This window comes from Mesorhizobium onobrychidis (assembly GCF_024707545.1).
Classification (GTDB): Bacteria; Pseudomonadota; Alphaproteobacteria; order Rhizobiales; family Rhizobiaceae; genus Mesorhizobium; species Mesorhizobium onobrychidis.
Window position 1 is genome coordinate 3,748,162 of record NZ_CP062229.1, and the last position, 19,293, is coordinate 3,767,454.

19 protein-coding genes are annotated in these 19,293 nt (G+C 64.0%); 10 read left to right on the forward strand and 9 right to left on the reverse strand.

The features are described 5' to 3' along the window. Nucleotides 1-102 precede the first annotated feature (102 nt). Nucleotides 103-1,023: a sugar kinase gene (locus IHQ72_RS18580; RefSeq protein WP_258116400.1), complete on the reverse strand. Its 921-nt coding sequence runs from the start codon at nucleotides 1,021-1,023 to the stop codon at nucleotides 103-105. Nucleotides 1,024-1,232: 209 nt separating this feature from the next. Between IHQ72_RS18580 and IHQ72_RS18585 the strand changes: the two genes are divergently transcribed. Beyond that, nucleotides 1,233-1,682: a FixH family protein gene (locus IHQ72_RS18585; protein ID WP_258116401.1), complete on the forward strand. Its 450-nt coding sequence runs from the start codon at nucleotides 1,233-1,235 to the stop codon at nucleotides 1,680-1,682. Nucleotides 1,683-1,689: 7 nt separating this feature from the next. Next, nucleotides 1,690-2,892, forward strand: a complete 1,203-nt coding sequence (locus IHQ72_RS18590; RefSeq protein ID WP_258116402.1) for a cytochrome-c peroxidase — start codon at nucleotides 1,690-1,692, stop codon at nucleotides 2,890-2,892. Between the two features lie 88 nt (nucleotides 2,893-2,980). Here IHQ72_RS18590 and IHQ72_RS18595 read toward each other — a convergent pair whose 3' ends face one another. Next, nucleotides 2,981-3,433, reverse strand: a complete 453-nt coding sequence (locus tag IHQ72_RS18595; RefSeq protein WP_258116403.1) for an Lrp/AsnC family transcriptional regulator — start codon at nucleotides 3,431-3,433, stop codon at nucleotides 2,981-2,983. A gap of 162 nt (nucleotides 3,434-3,595) precedes the next feature. On the opposite strand from IHQ72_RS18595, the gene putA reads away from it, so the two are divergent. After that, the gene (putA, locus tag IHQ72_RS18600; protein ID WP_258116404.1) at nucleotides 3,596-7,207 is read left to right on the forward strand and encodes a bifunctional proline dehydrogenase/L-glutamate gamma-semialdehyde dehydrogenase PutA; all 3,612 of its coding nucleotides are present in this window, start codon (nucleotides 3,596-3,598) and stop codon (nucleotides 7,205-7,207) included. A gap of 355 nt (nucleotides 7,208-7,562) precedes the next feature. Here putA and hmuQ read toward each other — a convergent pair whose 3' ends face one another. From hmuQ to IHQ72_RS18630, 6 genes are all read right to left on the reverse strand, one after another. Beyond that, complete coding sequence (gene hmuQ, locus IHQ72_RS18605) at nucleotides 7,563-7,877, reverse strand: heme-degrading protein HmuQ (protein WP_258116405.1); 315 nt, start codon at nucleotides 7,875-7,877, stop codon at nucleotides 7,563-7,565. Nucleotides 7,878-7,945: 68 nt separating this feature from the next. After that, nucleotides 7,946-8,905, reverse strand: coding sequence for a TonB family protein (locus IHQ72_RS18610; RefSeq protein ID WP_258116406.1), 960 nt, complete (start codon nucleotides 8,903-8,905; stop codon nucleotides 7,946-7,948). A gap of 144 nt (nucleotides 8,906-9,049) precedes the next feature. Next, a complete protein-coding gene (locus tag IHQ72_RS18615) occupies nucleotides 9,050-9,493 on the reverse strand; it encodes a hypothetical protein (RefSeq protein WP_258116407.1) in 444 nt (147 codons plus the stop codon). Between the two features lie 5 nt (nucleotides 9,494-9,498). Then, nucleotides 9,499-9,723 carry a hypothetical protein gene (locus IHQ72_RS37100; protein WP_374120255.1) on the reverse strand — a complete coding sequence of 75 codons (225 nt, stop codon included), beginning with the start codon at nucleotides 9,721-9,723 and terminating at the stop codon, nucleotides 9,499-9,501. Between the two features lie 14 nt (nucleotides 9,724-9,737). Then, nucleotides 9,738-10,790, reverse strand: a complete 1,053-nt coding sequence (locus IHQ72_RS18625; RefSeq protein WP_258116408.1) for a TonB-dependent receptor domain-containing protein — start codon at nucleotides 10,788-10,790, stop codon at nucleotides 9,738-9,740. A gap of 124 nt (nucleotides 10,791-10,914) precedes the next feature. After that, nucleotides 10,915-11,649 carry a TonB-dependent receptor plug domain-containing protein gene (locus tag IHQ72_RS18630; RefSeq protein ID WP_258116409.1) on the reverse strand — a complete coding sequence of 245 codons (735 nt, stop codon included), beginning with the start codon at nucleotides 11,647-11,649 and terminating at the stop codon, nucleotides 10,915-10,917. A 286-nt stretch (nucleotides 11,650-11,935) separates the two neighbouring features. Here IHQ72_RS18630 and hemP point away from each other — a divergent pair, with 286 nt between their 5' ends. The 5 genes from hemP to IHQ72_RS18655 all read left to right on the forward strand — a co-directional run bounded on the left by hemP (nucleotide 11,936) and on the right by IHQ72_RS18655 (nucleotide 16,326). Continuing rightward, nucleotides 11,936-12,157, forward strand: a complete 222-nt coding sequence (gene hemP / locus IHQ72_RS18635; protein WP_065007795.1) for a hemin uptake protein HemP — start codon at nucleotides 11,936-11,938, stop codon at nucleotides 12,155-12,157. 10 nt (nucleotides 12,158-12,167) lie between these two features. Continuing rightward, nucleotides 12,168-13,247, forward strand: coding sequence for a hemin-degrading factor (locus IHQ72_RS18640; protein ID WP_258116410.1), 1,080 nt, complete (start codon nucleotides 12,168-12,170; stop codon nucleotides 13,245-13,247). An 11-nt stretch (nucleotides 13,248-13,258) separates the two neighbouring features. Further along, nucleotides 13,259-14,167 carry a heme/hemin ABC transporter substrate-binding protein gene (locus IHQ72_RS18645; RefSeq protein ID WP_258116411.1) on the forward strand — a complete coding sequence of 303 codons (909 nt, stop codon included), beginning with the start codon at nucleotides 13,259-13,261 and terminating at the stop codon, nucleotides 14,165-14,167. Between the two features lie 11 nt (nucleotides 14,168-14,178). Next, nucleotides 14,179-15,279, forward strand: a complete 1,101-nt coding sequence (locus tag IHQ72_RS18650; RefSeq protein ID WP_258116412.1) for a FecCD family ABC transporter permease — start codon at nucleotides 14,179-14,181, stop codon at nucleotides 15,277-15,279. A gap of 258 nt (nucleotides 15,280-15,537) precedes the next feature. Further along, a complete protein-coding gene (locus tag IHQ72_RS18655) occupies nucleotides 15,538-16,326 on the forward strand; it encodes a heme ABC transporter ATP-binding protein (RefSeq protein ID WP_258116413.1) in 789 nt (262 codons plus the stop codon). A 281-nt stretch (nucleotides 16,327-16,607) separates the two neighbouring features. Here IHQ72_RS18655 and rirA read toward each other — a convergent pair whose 3' ends face one another. Next, the gene (gene rirA / locus IHQ72_RS18660; RefSeq protein WP_258116414.1) at nucleotides 16,608-17,069 is read right to left on the reverse strand and encodes an iron-responsive transcriptional regulator RirA; all 462 of its coding nucleotides are present in this window, start codon (nucleotides 17,067-17,069) and stop codon (nucleotides 16,608-16,610) included. A 198-nt stretch (nucleotides 17,070-17,267) separates the two neighbouring features. Here rirA and IHQ72_RS18665 point away from each other — a divergent pair, with 198 nt between their 5' ends. Continuing rightward, a complete protein-coding gene (locus tag IHQ72_RS18665; RefSeq protein ID WP_258116415.1) occupies nucleotides 17,268-18,563 on the forward strand; it encodes a DUF445 domain-containing protein in 1,296 nt (431 codons plus the stop codon). Between the two features lie 96 nt (nucleotides 18,564-18,659). Continuing rightward, complete coding sequence (locus IHQ72_RS18670) at nucleotides 18,660-19,088, forward strand: phasin family protein (RefSeq protein WP_258116416.1); 429 nt, start codon at nucleotides 18,660-18,662, stop codon at nucleotides 19,086-19,088. Nucleotides 19,089-19,293: the final 205 nt, after the last annotated feature.

The following is a 19,293-nucleotide window of genomic DNA, read 5'->3' on the forward strand; positions in this document are numbered from 1 at the left end:
CATGCAACGCGCTTTAAGTTCTTGTTTTTATGCATGTCGTTATCGCAAAACCGCTGCGCACCCTCGGGTCGGGCCCGAGGGCATGCTTTTGGGCGACATGCATTAATCTTCGAACGCCGCCCTTAACGTCTCGAATGGCGCCAGCGCGCCGCGCACCTGGACGACAGCCGCGGCGACGCGATGCGCGCGCAGCACCGCCTCGGTCGGGAGATGGCCGGCAAGCCGGGCGGCGAGATAGGCGCCATTGAAGGAATCGCCGGCGCCGGTCGTGTCGACGGGGGCGGCGACATGCACGGCCGGAACGGGTTGCGGGGTCCGGTTTGCGGCGATCAGCGCCGGCTCCTCGCCGTTCTTGACGACGACTTCGCCGACCAGCTTCCCCAGCCGTTCCGCGGTTGCTTGCGGCGCTGCGTCGCCGAACAGCATCTGCTCGTCGGGAAAGGTCGGCAGCGCGATGTCGGTGGCTGCGAGGGCATCGAGGATCGCGGCCTGCGCTTCCTCGCGCCGGTGCCACAGCCGCGGCCGGTAGTTGGGATCGAAGGCGACAAGCGAACCGGCGGCGCGCGCCTTGGCCACCGCCGCCAGCAGCGTGTTGCGCGCGGCGTAATCCAGAATTGCCAAAGTGATTCCGGAAAAGTAAACAAGCGCCTGATTTTCAAGGCTTTTCGCCAACGCAGCCGCGTCGGAGGCAAGCTGCCTTGCGGCCGCATCGCCGCGCCAGTAGGTGAAGGAGCGTTCGGCGCCGGTCAGTGTGATCGCATAGAGACCGGGCCGTGCGCCTGTTATGATCGGGCTGGCGCCGATACCGATGCCGTTTTGCGCAAAGAAACCGATCTGGTCGCGCGAGAACGGGTCGTCGCCGAAGGCCGACACATAGGTCACGGGCCGGTCGCCGCTCAGCGCATGCAGCGCCCACAGCGTATTGAACGTGTCGCCGGCAAAACCCATGCGCCAGTTCGGCCCCGCCTGGCCTGAAAGTTCGAGCATGCATTCACCGATCGAGGCGACGCCGTTTCCTGTCATGAATCTCTCTCCTGGTGCATGTCGCCCAAAGCTTGCGCAGCGGTTTTGGGATAACGACATGCACAAAACCAAGACCCGGTGCTGTAGCTTTTTGCGAGCGGCAGCGCCATGCTTGGCCATGGCGGATTTTTGCGCCAGCGGCGTTTTCTCACGCGGACGGCGGGACGCAAGCTGCGCAGCGAGACGTTATCTCCGGAAGAGGAAACGGTTTGGCATCGTTATGGCGTTATGTTCTGGCAGGTGTTGGTCTGGCTGCCTTGCTGGCCGGCATTCTCGCCGCCGTCTATCTGACTGCGCCGCACGCGCCTCGGCTTGCCGGCTCCGAAGTCGCCCGCTCGAAGAAGACGACGAACGGGCTGTTTGTGGCCAGTTTCGAGCCGGAGCGGGGTGTCATCAGGCAAGGCGAGCTGCAATCCTGGCTGCTGACCCTGAAGACAGGTGCGGGAACCCCGGTGGAGGGCGCCGCGATCACCATTTCCGGGGGCATGCCGCAGCACAGGCACGGTCTGCCGACCAGCCCGCAGGCGACCGACTATCTGGGCGACGGATGCTATCGCATCGACGGGGTGAAATTCACGATGAGCGGATTGTGGCAATTGCATTTCGCCATTTCCGCGGCGGCCGGATCCGACACGGTCGTCTTCAATGTGCTGCTGTGAGCTGGGGATGAACCGCGTTTCGCGTCTTCTCGCGCTGCTGGTGATGGCCGTGCTTGCCGGCTGCGGCAAGCCAGAGTTTTCCGATGCCGAAAAGAAGACAATCGCCTCGCTGGCGCTGTCGGCGCTGCCGCCGCTGAAAGCCGACACCACAAACCGCTTCGCCGACGTGCCGGCCGCGGCCGCCCTCGGCGCGACGCTGTTTTTCGACGTCGGGATGAGCGGCGAGGGCAAGGTTTCCTGCTCGACCTGTCACAAGATCGACCGGCAGTTCCAGGACGACCTGCCGCAAGCGGTCGGTGTCGGCCGCACCAACCGGCGCACCATGCCGCTGGCCGGCGTCGCGCATGATGCATGGTTGTTCTGGGACGGGCGGCGCGACAGTCTTTGGGCGCAGGCGCTGGCGCCGCTGGAAAATCCGCTGGAGCAGGCCGGCAACCGCGCCGCCTACGCGCACTATATCAAGGCGCGATTCGGCGAGCGCTACGAGCGCATCTTCGGGCCGCTGCCCGACCTTTCGACTGTGCCGGCCAATGCCAGCCCGCTCGGCAGCGATGCCGAGAAGGCTGCCTGGAATGCCATGTCCGATGCACAGGCCCAGGGCGTCAACCGCGTCTTCGCCAATATCGGCAAGGCGATCGCCGCCTTCGAGCGATCGATTGCGCCGCCGCACACGCGCTTCGACCGGTTCGCCGCCGCCTTGGATACCGGTATACAGACTCCGCAAGGCGACGATGCCTTTTCGCCCGAGGAGATCCTCGGGCTAAAACTGTTCATCGGCAAGGCCAATTGCGTGACGTGCCATACCGGGCCGCGTTTCACCGACGGCAGCTTTCACAACACCGGCGTGCCGCCGGTTACAAATCTGCCGCCGGATCGCGGCCGCATGGATGCGGTGGCGCAGGTCGAGGCCGATCCGTTCAACTGCTTCGGCGCCTTTCGCGATGGCGACGCCAGCGCCTGCGGCGAGCTGCGCTTCATGGTCAAGGCCGGACCGGAACTCGTCCGCGCCTACAAGACGCCGTCGCTGCGCGGCGCCGCCACCCGTGCGCCCTACATGCATGCCGGGCAATTTTCTTCGCTCGACGAGGTGGTGGCGCATTATTCGAAAGCGCCGGCCAGTGTCGAGGGTGTATCCGAGGTCCACCCGCTGCAGCTTTCGAACCGCGAGCGCGCGGCGCTGGTGGCGTTTTTGAAGACGCTGGCGGAGTGAGGACTCGGAATAAAGGCCGCTCGGTAGCAATCCTTCGCGCGCCCCGCTGTCCCGCCAGCATCAAAGGTTCGTCACCGCAACAGCGCGCCTACCGATCCTTCACCGTCTCCATCGCCACGAAGGTCGAGGTCTGGGCGACGTGGGGCAGGGCGGAGATGCGCTCGCCGAGCACGCGGCGGTAGGCGGCGATGTCGGTGGTGCGGACTTTCAGGAGATAATCGAAGCTCGACGCCATCATATGGCATTGCTCGATCTCCGGCACCGCCTGCACGGCGCGGTTGAAGGCGTCGAGCGCGGCCGAGCGGGTGTCGGACAATTTCACCTGGACGAAGGCGACATGGCCTTCGCCCATGCGCTCGCGATCGATGATCGCCTGGTAGCCGCGGATGATGCCGTCTTTTTCCAGCCGCTTGACCCGCGCCTGCACCGGCGTCTTCGACAGGCCGACCTTTGCCGCGAGTTCCGACATGGAAAGCCGGCCGTCGCTGCCCAGCGCCGACAGGATGTTCCTGTCGATGCGGTCCAATTGGTCTTCTGTCATCGAATTTTTGGTCAATTTGGAGGAAATCACGCCGAACGATAGATCAATCGACCTGTCCTGTCGATTTCTTTGGACCGATCGAAACCAAGCTTTGTGCTAGCTTGCGCCATTCGGTCCGGTGACCGCCGGACCGCTCCCTGATGCTTGCTCTACAGGACCGTCATGCCAGCGCTCGAAGCCATCCGCCAGCAGATCCGTGCCAATTACTTGCCTGACGAAGACGAGGCCGTGAAGCGGCTGGCCGAGGCGACAGGGCTTTCGACGAAAGAGCGAAAGGCGATCTCGGCCCGCGCCGCCGACCTGGTGCGGGCGGTGCGCGGCTCGTCCGATCCGCGGTTGATGGAGGTCTTCCTGTCCGCCTACGGCCTCTCCACCAAGGAGGGCGTGGCGCTGATGTGTCTGGCCGAAGCGCTGCTTCGGGTGCCCGACACCGAGACGATGGACGACCTCATCGCCGACAAGATCGCGCCGCATGACTGGTCGGCGCATTCGGGCGGCTCGAGCTCGATCTTCGTCAATGCGTCGACCTGGGCGCTGATGCTGACCGGTCGAGTGCTCGACGAAGGCGAGGACGGCATCGAAGGCACGCTGCGCGCCATGGTGCGCCGGCTGGGCGAGCCGGTCATCCGCAGGGCGGTAGCCGCCGCCATGCGCGAAATGGGCGAGCAGTTCGTGCTCGGCCGCACGATTGCCGAGGCCGTCAAGCGCGGCCGGCCGATGACCCAGAAAGGCTATCTCTATTCCTTCGATATGCTGGGCGAAGCGGCTCGCACCGAGGCCGACGCCTTGCGCTATCTCAAGGCCTATGCCGACGCCATCTCGTCGCTCGACGCCGGCGCCAATGGTCCCGACATCCGACAGAACCACGGCATCTCGGTCAAGCTCTCGGCGCTGCACCCGCGCTATGAAGTGACGCAGAAGGAAAAGATGCTGCCTGTGATGGCCGAGCGGCTTTTGTCGCTGGCACTGGCGGCGCGCCATTCGCGCATGGGCCTCAACGTCGACGCCGAGGAAGCCGACCGCCTCGACCTGTCGCTCGAAATCATCGAACGGGTGCTGGCCGAGCCGGAACTCGCCGGCTGGGACGGTTTTGGCGTCGTCGTCCAGGCCTATGGTCCGCGCGCCGCTTTCGTCATCGACTGGCTCTATGCGCTGGCGAAGAAGTACGACCGCACCATCATGGTGCGGCTGGTCAAGGGCGCCTATTGGGATACCGAGATCAAGCGGGCGCAGACGCTCGGGCTCGACGGCTATCCGGTCTTCACCCGCAAGGCCAACACCGACGTGTCCTACCTCGCCTGCGCGAAAAAGCTGCTGTCGATGACCGACCGCATCTATCCGCAATTCGCCACCCACAACGCCCACACCGTCGCCGCCATCCTGTCGATGGCCGGGGATCGTGACTCCTTCGAGTTCCAGCGCCTGCATGGCATGGGCGAGGCGCTGCATGAGACGGTGCGGCGGGCCGAGGGCACGCGCTGCCGCATCTATGCGCCGGTCGGCGCGCATTCCGACCTGCTTGCCTATCTGGTCCGCCGGCTGCTCGAAAACGGCGCCAACTCTTCCTTCGTCCACCAGCTCACCGACGAGGAGGTCGAGCCGGAGGATATTGCGCGCGACCCGCTCGAGACGGTCGAGAAACAGGGTCCGGCCGCCAATCCGGCAATCGCTTGGCCGTCGGCGATCTTCGGCGCCGGCCGCCGCAATTCGAAGGGGTTCGACATCACCGACACCGTCACGCTGACTGCGATCGAGACGGCCAGGGCAGAGTTTGCCGGCCCGGAGCGCTGGCACGCCAAGCCGATCACGCGCGCCGCCGGCTATGGCAAGCAGCGTCCGGTGCTCAATCCGGCAAAACCTGACGAGGTGGTCGGCACGGTCAGTGAGGCCACCGCCAAGCAGGTCGCGACCGCCGTGCGCCTCGCGGTGGAGGCGCAGCCGGTATGGGCGAAGCGTGCCGTTGCCGAGCGCGCCGCCATCCTCAACCGCGCCGCCGATCTCTATGAGGCCAACGCCGTCGAATTCTTTGCGCTCGCTACCCGCGAGGCCGGAAAATCGCTAGCCGACGGTGTTGCCGAAGTGCGCGAGGCCGTCGATTTCCTGCGCTATTACGCAGCCGAAGCTGCCAATGCCGAACCGGGAACCGAGGCGCGCGGCGTGATCGCCTGCATCTCGCCCTGGAATTTTCCGCTCGCCATCTTCACCGGCCAGATTGCGGCCGCGCTGGTCACCGGCAATTCGGTCATCGCCAAGCCGGCCGAGCAGACTCCGCTGATCGCCTTTCGCGCCGTCGAATTGCTGCGCCAGGCCGGCGTGCCGGAAGACGTCATCCAGCTTCTGCCCGGCGACGGTCCCTCGGTCGGTGGCCCGCTGACCGCCGATCCGCGCATCGCCGGCGTCTGCTTCACCGGCTCGACCGAGGTTGCCAAGCTGATCGAGAAGCAGTTGGCCGAGACCGCGGCGCCCGACGCCATGCTGATCGCCGAGACCGGCGGGTTGAACGCCATGATCGTCGATTCTACCGCGCTTCCCGAGCAGGCGGTGCGCGACATCCTGGCGTCGGCCTTCCAGAGCGCCGGCCAGCGCTGCTCGGCGCTGCGCGTGCTCTACGTGCAGAAGGACGTCGAGAAGAAAATGCTGGAGATGCTGAAGGGCGCGATGGAGGCGCTCAGCCTCGGCGACCCTTGGCAGATTTCGACCGATGTCGGCCCGGTAATCGACGACGAGGCACAAAAATCGATCCGCGACTATTGCACTGACATGGGCCTGCAGGGCCGGTTGATCGCCAAGCTCGAAGCACCGAAGAACGGCCGCTTCGTTGCGCCGCACGTCTTTCGGGTCAAAGGCATCGAGGACATGGAGCGCGAGGTGTTCGGGCCGGTGCTGCACGTCGCCAGCTTCGACGCCGACGATATCGACGGGGTCATCGCCGCGATCAACCGCAAGGGTTATGGCCTGACCTTCGGCCTGCACACCCGCATCGAAGGCCGCGCCCAGCATTTCGTCGACGGCATCCATGCCGGCAACATCTATGTCAACCGCAACCAGATCGGCGCCGTCGTCGGCTCGCAGCCGTTCGGCGGCGAAGGGCTTTCCGGCACCGGGCCGAAGGCCGGCGGGCCGCACTATCTCAGGCGGTTCCGCAAGGGGCCGCAGGCGGGCACGCCTATTCTTGACGGCCGCAAGGTGACGGCGACCGAACTCGCCGACAATCTGCCGGACCCGGCGCTCGGCGGCTGGTCGACGCGGTCGGACCGCATTGCGGTGCTGAGGAAACATTTGCGCGGCAAAGGTGCCGCGGCCATCGGCGCCGCCGCGAGCATCGATTTCGGCCAGGTCGATCTGCCCGGACCGACCGGCGAAGCCAACACGCTGTCGCTGTCGCCGCGCGGGCGCGTGCTCTGCCTGGGACCGGACGCCGACACGCTGCTTGCCCAGACCATCCAGGCGCTCGCGGCCGGCAATGCGGTGCTGGCCGTCGCGCCCGGTGCGCCGGCGGCACTGTCGTCACTGACCGGCAAGGGCCTGCCGCTGGCGGCCATCGACGGCCGGCCCGACCCGGTCGAGGCACGCGCGCTGCGTGTCGACGTCGTCGCCTTTTCCGGCACGCCCGAGGCCGCGCGTATCGTGCGCAAGGTGATCGCCGACCGCGCCGGCCCGATCGTGCCGCTGGTCAGCGAAGTGCTCAACCCGGCCGCCTATGCGCATGAGCGCGCCGTCTGCGTCGACACCACGGCTGCGGGCGGCAATGCCAGCCTGCTGGCCGCGGCGTAGGATTCCGCCAGGCTCGCTCATCGCGGGCAGGAGATTTGCGAATGCCGAGGTGACAGCCAATCTCCCCCCTCGTGGGGGAGATGTCCGGCAGGACAGAGGGGGGCGTGAAGGATCGCCGGCTTTGCTTTTTTCAAATTGATCGAGTTGTGCGCGTCAAGTTCTGCGAAAGAGTCATGGTGGGAGCAGGCATGCCTTTGATCAGCAGGCCGGCGGGACAGCGCCCCCCTCTGCCCTGCCGGGCATCTCCCCCACAAGGGGGGAGATTGGCAGCTTCGCCGACGGCGCCTATTTCGTCAGGGCGCTGCGGCGATCGTTCGGCAAAGGCCCAAGGGAACCATGGGTCGCCTGAGACTACTCACGCGCCCTCGACGACCGAAAAGCCTTCGAACTGCGGATGGCCGAGATAGTGCACCTTGGTGGAGCCGGCGTTGCGGTGCGCCGCGCGAAAGTTCTCGGATTTGGTCCAGGCGACGAAATCCTCATGGCTTGCCCACACGGTGTGCGAGGCGAACAGCGTGTAGCCTTCGGCCTCGTTGACCGGACCGCGCAGCAGATGAAACTCCTTGAAACCCTGCATCTCCGAAAGGCTCGAATCGCGGTTTTTCCAGACGTCCTCGAAGGCTTCCTCTGAGCCGTTCTGGACCTTGAAGCGGTTCATCGCGATGTACATTGGCTGTCCTTTCGGGATTGCGGATTATGATGCTTGGTGGATTGCCTGAAACGATGAGGCGCAGGCTGTTAAAATGGACCGATCCGCGCTTTAAACACCCAACTTGACTTGCCAGTTTCGCTTGGAATGGGAGGGAACGGTGCTTGCTTGCGCACCAGTGTTAAAGCGAACTGATCAAGCTCCGCAGAACCTGAGCTTTCGGCAAGCTGTATATCGCTGATGCTGCCGTCGGCCATGACAACGAAAACGACCCTGGCATTGTTGCGGGCGCTCGCTTGTATCGATTTCGAGACACGACGGTTGGCGCGGGCAAGCTTCTTCTGAACTTCACCGCTGTAGCGGGATTCCATCGCATTACCTGCCGCTGCCTGCTTCTTGCCCTTGCTGGACGTCACCGCGTGGCGTTCCTCGCCATCCGCCGCGCCGCGGGCATCGTTCGTTTCGCCGGCTCCGCCAAGACCTGGTGTCGCGCTCGGCCTTGGGGTTGGGATCGGCGGCTGTCCGATATCGGCAGGAGGCGCCTCGGTGCTCTCGGCCGGAGCAGCCGGCTCTGCCGGCGTTTCAATCTTCGGAGCCACGCTCTGCTCGTCGAGGCGCGGGGTGTCGGCCATCAGTATGTCTGGCGCGGCGGTGGGTTGTTTGACAATCTGCGGCAAGGGCGCGGGGGGCTGCTCGGCCATTTCCCCGGTGGGCCGGTCGGCAGGCGGCTCGGGCTTGACCTCAGGCTTGGCCGGCTGCGGGTCGGGCACCAAGGTAACGTTCATCGCGCCCGGGGCCTGACCTTCCAAGTCGCTGCCGACCACGTTGGCGCCGGTTTGATCGGTGCCTTCCATCTGGATTGCATCCTTGGAATCGGACATGCCGCCAGGTGCGATGAGAAAAGCGGCCGCCACCGCGACATGAAACAGGCAGGAGGCGATGATCGCTGCCGTCCATTTGCGGCTCATGGCTGACGGTCGGACCGGCGCAAGCGGTTCGGTCGGCGCAATCGCCAGTTCGCCATTGGCGTCGGGGAGAGGACTGATCATCTGCATGGCTCGCGACGAGACCTGCCGCGACCGGCGCGGACTTGTCAAATCAAGATCGTTGGTGTCTAGCGGCCACAGAGCGGAAGTGGCCAAAGGCCCTGCCACCATGTTCCTTGCGGGTGCGGGCTCAGTCCCACCGTCTTTTCAGACCCCGAAGGCGATGCCGGTCTTGGTCTCGGTCTTCAGTCCACGCATGCAAGCGTCCGGCTGGATGCCGGTGCCGGCGCATTCGGTCGCGCTGTTGATCAGCACGCGGCTGACCTTGGCGCAGTCGGCGCCGGCAAGATCGAAACGCGTCACCTTGGTCTTGCCCGCCGGCAGGTCCTTGAAGTCGAGCACGGTCAGCCGGTCGACGACGCCGGCCTCGTTGAACAGCGCGATCTCGAACGCCGCCTTCGAGAGATCGGCGCCGAGCGTGTTGTTGACCACGAAGGTCAGACGGCAGCCCTTGTCGGAGGGTTGTGCGCCATTGAGTTCAAGCGTGAGAGCAGGGGCCGGGGCAGACTGTTGCGCCCACGCCGGACCTATCGCAAGCGGCATGGCCAGCACCGAGGTCAGCAGGCGAAGCGATACCGTCAAGCTTGTCATTGTCATCAGCCTCCAAATCGCATTGTCGCCGCCAGCTTGAGCGTGACGCCAGGCTCGTAAATTACACTCGTGGCCGGTGCATTCAACGGGTTGGTGTATTTGACGTCGAACAAATTGTCGGCGCGGAAGTCGACCTTGAGATTGTCGGTTGCCTGGTAGCTGGCGAAGGCGTTGACCAGCGTGTAGTCCTTGGCCACTGGGTTGCCCTTCGGCTTGCCATTGTACTGCACCTCGCCGCCGACGGTCAGCTTGTCCTCCAGAAAGCGGAAGCCGAGTTGCCCGGTGACCTGGGAAGAGGGGACGGTAACAAGGTCTGCCCGCTCGCCGTCATAGGAGATGGTGTGGCCATCGATGATCGAGGCCGAAAGCCCGGCGAAACCCAGCCGGCGCCATAGATGCCTTCCATTTCGAAGCCGCGGATCTTGGCTTTTGCAAAATTCTGGTACTGGAAGCAGATCGGGATGCCGGGGCCGAACGGGCAGCCGCTGGTCGGATCGAAGGCCGACAGGGTGACGCCGTCGATGTAGTCTTCGACGTCGTTGTTGAAGTAGGCCGCCTTGAAACGAAACGCGTCGCCGGCTTCGACGATGTCGTCCTGCTTGTAGTTGATACCGAATTCGACGGTCTTGCCGGTTTCAGGCTTCAGATCGGGATTGGGGAGAAACGGAAAGCTGACGCCTGCCGGATGGTTGCCACTGATCAGGGTTTCCGACAGCGACGGGGAGCGATATCCCTCCGCATAGGTGCCGTAGAGTTGCAGTCCCGAAAGGCTGGTGGTTTCGAACGGCGAGACGCCGACGGTGATGCGCGGCGACAGCCGGTCGCCGGAAGTTTCGCCGACATCGCTTTCGAGCTTGTAGCTGTCATAGCGCAGGCCGGCGATAATTTCGAGCCAATCCCAGGTGAGCTTGTCCTGGATGTAGGCGCCGGAAATGTCTCGCTTGCCCGAAGGGGTATAAAAACTGTCGCCGCCTGCGGCGCCACCCGTCTCGACGTCGTCGCCAACCCAGTCGCCACCATAGGTCAGCTCATGCGCAAGGCCGGCGGTCTCGAACCGCGATGTGTTCCAGATGTCGATCCCCGAAGTGCCGACATCGAAAGTCGACATCGAACCCGCCGGCAGGACGATGGGAAGACCGGTGACTGGATCAAACCGGTTTTGCGGAACGAGGCTTGTCATCTCCAGCTTGGTCTTGTTGTAGGAGGCGTTGACGTGGAGATCGAGCCAGCTCTTGTCTTCATCGGTGATGTTGTAGCGCGCCGTGAAGGTATTCGCCTCCAGGTCGACATCATTCACCGGCGTGCCGCCGCTGACCTCGTTCCAGCCGCTCGTGCCATTCCAGCCAGCTTTAGTTCGCTGTTTTCACTAGGGCGTATGGTTGTCTTGAGAAGGCCGCTTAAAACGTCGAAGCTGGTGCCGTTCACCGTATCGCCGCCGCCATCCTTGTAGTCATCATAGTCGCGATAGACGATGTTGCCGAGGACATCCCAGTTCTCGTTGAAACAGTAGGCGCCGGCGGCGCTGGTCGTCCAGCCTTCGCCATGCTCTCGTAGCGCCCGGTCGCGGACGCCGCCCATGTCTCGCCGTCGCGAAGATAGTCTTCCGCGTCCTTGGTCTCGAACAGGACGACGCCGCCGATGGCGCCCGAGCCGTAGGTGTTGGCGACCGGGCCGCGGATGACGTCGACGGATTTGATGAGCTCCGGGTCGATATAGAAGGTGGATTGCGGGCCGTGGTCGGAGCGCTGGAAATTTTGCCGCGCACCGTCGACGATCACTGCGACGCGCCCGAAATCCTGCAAGCCACGGATATTGATGCTGGAGCTGACGCGCCTTGCGTCTGCCTGGACCGCTACACCCGGCACACCCAACAGCATTTCGTTGGGCGTCGTCGCCATACGGCGTTCCAATTGCTCCTGATCGACATGGCTGGCCGAAGCCAGGGAATCGATCGCCGTCTCGCCGGTGCGGCTGATGACCAGGATCTGGTCGAGCAGCGTTGCGCCTGCCGGGGCAACCTCTTCAGGCGTCTGCGCTTGCTCGGTCTGCTGCTGGTCTGTTGCAGGTTGGGCGGCCTGTTGAGCATTGGCCGACTGAGCACTGGCCGACGGGGTGAGCAGCGCGATCGCCGCAGCAACCGCCAGCAGTGCGGCCATGCCCTTTGCCATTGATCGATGCGCCGGACTTGGGCTGCTATTCGCCAGCCCCAGCCGTCCCCAATTCGCCAACCCCATGCCCCAACTCCAAAGTCCAGGTTCGATGCTGGCTGGCTTGGCGCTTGCTGGCATTTTTCGTCGTGTCCGGCGTCTTAAATCTTGACTCACTTACTCCTGTATTGCACTGACTAATAAACATGATATTTCAAGTCAAGAAATGAATCGGCATTTCACGCAAGCGTCGAGCCAGCCGACCAAGCCCGGCCAAGGAAAGGGATCGAACCAGATGAACACGCACAATCCCAGTGACTTTCGCCCCAATGACTTTCGCGATCGCGTCCGCCGTTCCGACGACAATTCGGCTCGTTTCGATCGGGTCCCGTTAACGGTGAGGACCCTGTCCAGCAACACGCTGTTCCAGGGCGAACACGAGATCGGCATCGAGCATCACGGAGCGCTCTACCGGCTGAAGATCACCCGCCAGGGCAAGCTCATCCTCAACAAGTAGGTAGTAAGATATGGACCAGCGCGTAAAGCCCGCGCCGCACGAGATCCGGCGGGCGCGGGCAGACAATCCGAAGACGCGCGAGCGCGATCTCGCCGCCCAGCTCGGCATTTCGGAGGCCGAGCTGGTCGCCGCGCATTGCGGCGACGGCGTCGTCTGCGTCGAACCGCGCGTCAACGATCTTCTGACCGGCCTCGAAGCCGTCGGCGAGGTGATGGCGCTGACGCGCAACGAAAGCGCTGTGCACGAGAAGATCGGCGTCTACGACAAGGTCGTCACCGGCAACCACAATGCCATGGTGCTTGGCGAGAACATCGACCTGCGCATTTTCCCGAAAGTCTGGGCGCACGGCTTTGCCGTCGAAAAGCGTGACGGCGGCGATATCAGGCGCAGCCTGCAGTTCTTCGATGCGGCAGGCGAGGCGGTGCACAAGGTGCATCTGCGGCCGGCGTCGAACCTCTATGCCTATCAGAAGCTGGTCGCCGAGCTCGAATCGCCGAACCAGGAGTCGACTGTTGCGATTTCAGAGGAGGGGGCGATTTCAGAAGGCGGGCCTGAAAACGAGGCCGAGGCTTCCGACGCTCCCGCTGATGTCGACGATCTGCGCGACCGCTGGAGCCGGCTGACCGACGTGCATCAGTTCTTCGGCATGCTGAAGACGCTGAAGCTCGACCGCCGCCAGGCGATGCGCATGGTCGGCCAGGATTACGCCTGGCTGCTCGACAATGATGCGGTCAGCGCCATGTTACATCATGCCGCCGAGGGCGAGATGCCGATCATGTGCTTTGTCGGCAGTCGCGGCTGCATCCAGATCCATTCGGGCCCGATCAAGTCGATCAAGCCGATGGGGCCATGGATCAACGTGCTGGACGAGACTTTCCACCTGCATCTGCGAACCGACCACATCCAAGAGGTCTGGGCCGTGCGCAAACCGACCAAGGACGGCCATGTCACGTCTCTCGAAGCCTATGGCGCCGACGGCAAGATGATCATCCAGTTCTTCGGCAAGCGCCATGAAGGCGAAAGCGAGCGCGAGGACTGGCGGTTTCTGGCAGAGAACCTGCCGCGCATTCCAAGTCCGACCGCAGCGTGAGGACAACGACAATGGCTCCTTTGCTTAAACGGGCGCGTGCTTTCAGAATGGCGCTTGGGGCCGCGATCGGCCTTTCCCTGGCCTTTGCCGCATTGCTGCCGGCCAGCGCCACCGAAGGCACGCAGGTTTTTGCGGACCCGTCGAAGATAGCGGCCATCGGCGGTTCGATCACCGAGATCGTCTTTGCGCTCGGCGAGCAGGATCGGCTGGTCGCTCGCGATTCGACCAGCCGTTATCCCGAGGCGGCGCTCAAGCTGCCTGACGTCGGCTACATGCGCCAGCTGTCGCCGGAAGGCGTCCTGTCGGTCAATCCGTCGGGCATCCTGGCGCTGCACGGCAGCGGGCCGAAGCAAGCCATCGACGTGCTGAAGAAGACGAGCATCCCGTTCATCGAGGTGCCCGAGCGCTACGACCATGAAGGCATTCTCGAAAAGATCCACATCGTCGGCAAGGCGATTGGCGCCGACGCCAAGGCCGATGCGCTGGCAGCCGAGATCGATGCCAAGCTGAAGGCCGCCGAAAAGCAGACCGCTTCGATCAAGGACCGCAAGCGCGTCCTGTTCGTGCTGTCGATACAGGGCGGCAAGATCCTCGCTTCCGGCAGCGAGACTGCCGCCGACGGCATCATCAAGCTTTCGGGCGGTGTCAACGCGGTTGACGGCTTCTCCGGCTACAAGCAATTGTCCGACGAGGCTGTTATCACCGCCAGGCCCGACGTGATCCTGATGATGAACAATGCCGGTCCTGCCGCATCGGATGAGGAACTGTTCGCGAACCCGTCCATATTGTCGACACCGGCGGGTGCGGCGCGCAAGGTGATCCGCATGGATGGCGGCTATCTGCTCGGCTTCGGGCCGCGCACCGCCGACGTCATCCACGACCTTGCCGCCTCGCTTTATGGCGGGCAGGTCGCGGACTGAGCGGCCACCCAATGGTGGATCAATCGATCGCTGGTGCGGGCACTATGGCGACAGCATCCGACGGCGACCGTTCGGGGCGCGCGCGCATCGTCATCCTGCTTTTGTGCCTGGGGCTCGCCGTTGCCGTCCTGTTGTCGCTGACCTCAGGCGCATCCGATGCCTCGGCCGTCAGCGTCGTCGGCGACTGGCTGTTGGGTGCAGCACCCGGCAATGAGGCGCTGAGCGCGCGCGACCGCCTGATCGTCTACGACATCCGCCTGCCGCGCGCCACTCTCGGCGTGCTGATCGGCGCAGCACTTGCCGTCTCCGGCGCGGTCATGCAAGGGCTGTTCCGCAACCCGCTGGCAGATCCCGGTCTCATCGGCGTTTCGGCTGGATCGAGCCTCGGCGCGGTGGCCGTCATCGTGCTTGGCGCCACGGTGCTGGCGCCGGTAACTTCGATGCTGGGCACGCTCGCTCTGCCGTTGGCGGCGTTCTGCGGCGGGCTGGCGACGACGTTGGTGCTGTATCAGGTCGCCACCCGGCACGGCCGAACCTCGGTCGCCACCATGCTGCTTGCCGGCATTGCGCTGGCGGCCCTTGCCATGGCGCTGACCGGCATCCTGATCTTCATGGCCGACGACCGGCAGTTGCGCGACCTGACCTTCTGGCAACTCGGCTCGCTCGCCGGTGCGACCTGGCAAAAGATCGGTTCCGTCGGGCCTGTGATCGTGCTGGCGCTGGCGGCGATGCCGTTCCTGGCGCGCGGCCTCAACGCTCTGGCGCTGGGCGAAGCCACCGCCGGCCATCTCGGCATTCCGGTACAGCGGCTAAAATACACGGCCATTATCGGCGTTTCGGCGGCGGTCGGGGCATCCGTCGCCGTCAGCGGCGGCATCGGCTTTGTCGGCATCGTCGTGCCGCATTTGCTGCGTCTGGCTATCGGCCCGGACAATCGTTATTTGCTGCCGGCCTCGGCCCTGCTCGGCGCTTGCTTGCTGCTGCTGGCCGATGCCGTCGCCCGCACCATCGTGGCGCCGGCCGAGTTGCCGATCGGCATCGTCACCGCGATCGCCGGCGCTCCGTTCTTCCTCTGGATCCTGCTGCGTAAGCGTGGCGTCGTCGACCTGTGAGAGACCATTTGGAAACTCTACTCTGGCGGCCATCTGATGGCGTTTTCTGCGCTTCCGGTGCTCACGGACCAGCGCATGACCCGGAAACCGATTTCGGTTTCCCGGAAAGGATCATGCGCAAATGCAAAGTGTTAGAGCGTCCTTTGCGCGTCCAATTGGACGCGCAGCGCTCTAATGTCCGCTGCGCGCCGGTTCTCGAAACCACCACCATTTGACTCGCCAGAGCGAATTTCGAAACGGTCTGTGAGAGGGGTTTGCATGATCGAAGCGCGGGATGTCTCGGTGGCGATCGGCGGCAAGGGCATCGTCGCCAATGTCGATTTCGACGTCCGGCCCGGCGAAATCGCGGCCATCGTCGGCCCCAATGGTTCGGGCAAGACGACTTTCCTGAGGGCGTTGTCCGGCGATCTTGCCTATTCGGGCGCGGTCACCATCAACGGCCGTGACCTGTCGGTGATGAAACCGGTCGAGGCCGCGACGACGCGCGCCGTGCTGCCGCAGGCGATGACGCTGTCCTTTCCGTTCACGGTGCGCGAGATCGTCAGGCTCGGCCTGCTCGGCGGGCGCTCGGGCGCGCTGCCCGGCGAGGACGAGCGCCTGCCCGAACGGGCGCTGGCGCGGGTCGATCTCGACGGCTTTGCCGGCCGTTTCTACCAGGAGCTTTCGGGCGGCGAGCAGCAGCGCGTGCAGTTGGCCCGTGTGCTCTGCCAGGTCTGGGCGCCGGTCCTCGACGGCAAACCGCGCTATCTCTTCCTCGACGAGCCGGTTTCCAGCCTCGACATCAAGCACCAATTGATCATCATGGACATCGCCCGCGATTTCGCCAGAAGGGGCGGCGGCGTGGTCGCCATCCTGCACGACCTCAATTTGACGGCTATGTATGCCGACCGGATTTTCGTCATGCACCGCGGCAGGCTTGCTGCCACCGGCTCGCCGCAGGACGTGCTGAGCGACGATCTGATCGAAAAAGTGTTCGATTGCCGGCTAAGGGTCGGCGTGCTGCCGGCTGGAGACATGCCGTTCGTCCTGCCGCAGTCAGCGGCTTAGGTCTGTTGATATTCACCCGGCCTGCAAATGACGCCCCTGCGCTTCCGGCATTGACGCGTCAATTGTCGAAGTCGGCGCCGCCCTTTTTCCTTCTCCCCTTGTGGGAGAAGGTGGATTGGCGCGTAGCGCCAAGACGGTTGAGGGGTGCTGGAAGGATCGCTGTTGGTGCCAAGCTGGAACACCCCTCATCCGACCGAGCTTCGCTCGGCCACCTTCTCCCACAAGGGGGAGAAGGGAGAGCTGGCAGCGCAAGCGCGCCGTTCGACTCGGCCCGACCGGAATCAGGCGGCCGGCGCCCTTTGCACCAGCATGTCGATGCCGAGCAGGTGCCGCACGTTCGGGCGCGCCGCCACCATGTCGGCGATCGTATAGCGCTCGAGCACGGCGAAGAACGCATTGAGCGCCTCGCGCAGCGCCGAATTCAGTGCGCAACTGTCGATCAGCGGACATTCGGCGGCGTCGTTCTCGAAGCATTCGGCCATGGCGAAGCTCTCTTCGGTCACGCGCACGACGTCGAACAGTGTGATCGATTCGGCCGGGCGGCCGAGCCTGACACCGCCGTTCCTGCCGCGCACCGTCTCGACCAGACCATGCTCGACCAAAGGCTGCAGGATCTTGAAGAGAAAAAGTTCCGACACCGAGTAGGCGGCCGCGATCTCCGGGATTCGGCTCAGCCGGTCGGTATTAGCGGCGCAATACATCAGGATGCGCATGGCGTAGTTGGTCTGGCGTGTCAGCCGCATTTTGTCCTCACGAGGCAATAGCTTGAGCTCAATATGGCCTATACCTTGGAATAATTCCAGACTGGTAGCGCATAATAGCTGAATATTCTTATCAGGTTTGTGTGGGCGGTCGTGCAAACCATAATCCTAATATGGCGCGCATTCGGGTGGGCGGATTACTAAATTAAGTCCGCGAGACCGACCAGGAGCAGTTCATCCATGTCACAATCAGCACCGACTTTGGCATCCGCCCGGTTCGATGCCGACGCGGACGCCAAGCTTTCGGCGCTTCGGCGCACCAAGTTCGTCGCCACCGCAGCGCTCGCGCTCTGCGTCCTCGTCTTTGCGGTGGCCAAGTCGTTCGAGGGCCACTATGCGTGGCTGGCGTTCGTCGCCGCTTTCGCCGAGGCGGCAACCATCGGTGGGCTGGCCGACTGGTATGCGGTGGTCGCGCTGTTCAGACGGCCGCTCGGCCTGCCGATCCCGCACACCGCCATCATCCCGGAGAACCAGAACCGCATCGCCGACAATCTCGGCCGCTTCATCGAGGTCAATTTCCTGGCGCCCGAGCCGGTGCGCGAAAAGCTTGCCGAGGTCGATTTTTCCGCGCTCGTCGCGGACTGGCTGGCCGACCCCAACCGCGCCGCCGATCTGTCGCATTTCGTCGGCCGGCTGGTGCCGCAGACACTGGCGGCCGTGGAGCAGTCGGGCCTGCGCGGCTTCGTCACCAGCCGCATGCTGGAGCAGATCGAAAAGGTGCCGCTGGCGCCGCTCGCCGCCGAGTTGCTGTCGGCCCTGACCGACGACCGCCGCCACCAAAGACTGTTCGACGAATTCACCAAGGTCGTCGGCCGGTTCCTGAGCGACGAGCAGGCGCTGGCGACGATGCGCGAGAAGATCCGCGAGGAACTGCCGTCGCTGTTCAACCTGTTTCGCGCCGATGCCTATCTGCTGAAGAAGATCGTCGCCTCCGCCGGTTCGCTGCTCGACGAGGTGAGGGCCGATCCCGATCACCCGATGCGCGCCGAATTCGACCGTTTTGTCCTGACCTTCGTCGAGCGGCTGAGGACATCCAAGCAATACGCCAAGCGCGCCGAGAAACTGAAGCGCGATTTCCTCGCCCGGCCGGAGCTGAAGGCGCTGGCCGGCGACATGTGGGAAAGCCTCAGTGTGTTCATCGAGCAGGACGCCAAGGCGCCGAATTCGATGATCCGCGCCCATCTCGCCAACATGTTCGTCGAGGTCGGCCGCCATCTTGCCGGCGACGCGCAGATCAGGGCCGACATGAACCAGGGTTTCGTCGTGGCGCTGTCTTCCTTCGTCGAAAGCCAGAAGAGCGGCGTCTCGAAATTCATCGCCGATCAGGTCAAGCGCTGGGACCTTGCCCAGCTCACCAGGCTGATCGAGATGAACATCGGCAGGGACCTGCAATATATCCGGTTCAACGGCATGGTCATCGGCGGCCTTGCCGGCGTGGTGCTCCATACGGTGGAACGGCTGTTCCTCGTCGGCTGAGGCGCGATGTGTTGCGCGGCCGAATGGACCGTGAGGCTCCAGTGCCCTATTGTTCTCTTCAGGTGCCGCATTCGCAGCAACAGGGGAGACGCCACCATGGCAAAGCGACCGGAATCCGACACCTTCATGGACATGTTCGGCAGGTTCGGCCGCGACCTGAAGCTGCCGAACGTCGATGTCGAGGCGATCCTCAACCATCATCGCAAGAACCTCGAAGCACTGGAAAAGTCGGCCAGGGCAAGTGCTGCCGGAGCGTCGTCGCTGCTCTCCAGACAACGCGAGATGCTGCAGGACACGCTGCACGAGATCGCCGACATGGCGCAGAGCTACAGGGCTCCGGGCGATCCTCGGGAGTTGATGGCCAAGCAAACGGCGTTCGCCAGGAAATCCTTCGAAACCGCATTGAAGAATGCCGGCGAGGTGGCCGAGCTGGCCAGGAAATCCGGCACCGAATCGGTCGAGATCCTGCGCGAGCGCATCAAGGAGGCGATGGCGGAAATCCGCACCGGCTACGATAAGAAGTAAGCTGTTCCCAAGCCAAAGCAGGCGGACTTTTCTCCCGTCTATCCGCCTCCTGAAAGCCGTATTGTTGAACCTTGGCGCTGGCGAGGCGCACAAGTGTCCTCTTGCCCGGATGAACCTGTTTCCGGCGCTGGACACCGGCACCGACGCGATCCGGTCTGGGATGCCGTAGCGGAAGGTGCGGAGCGAATTGACAGAGGCAGCCGGT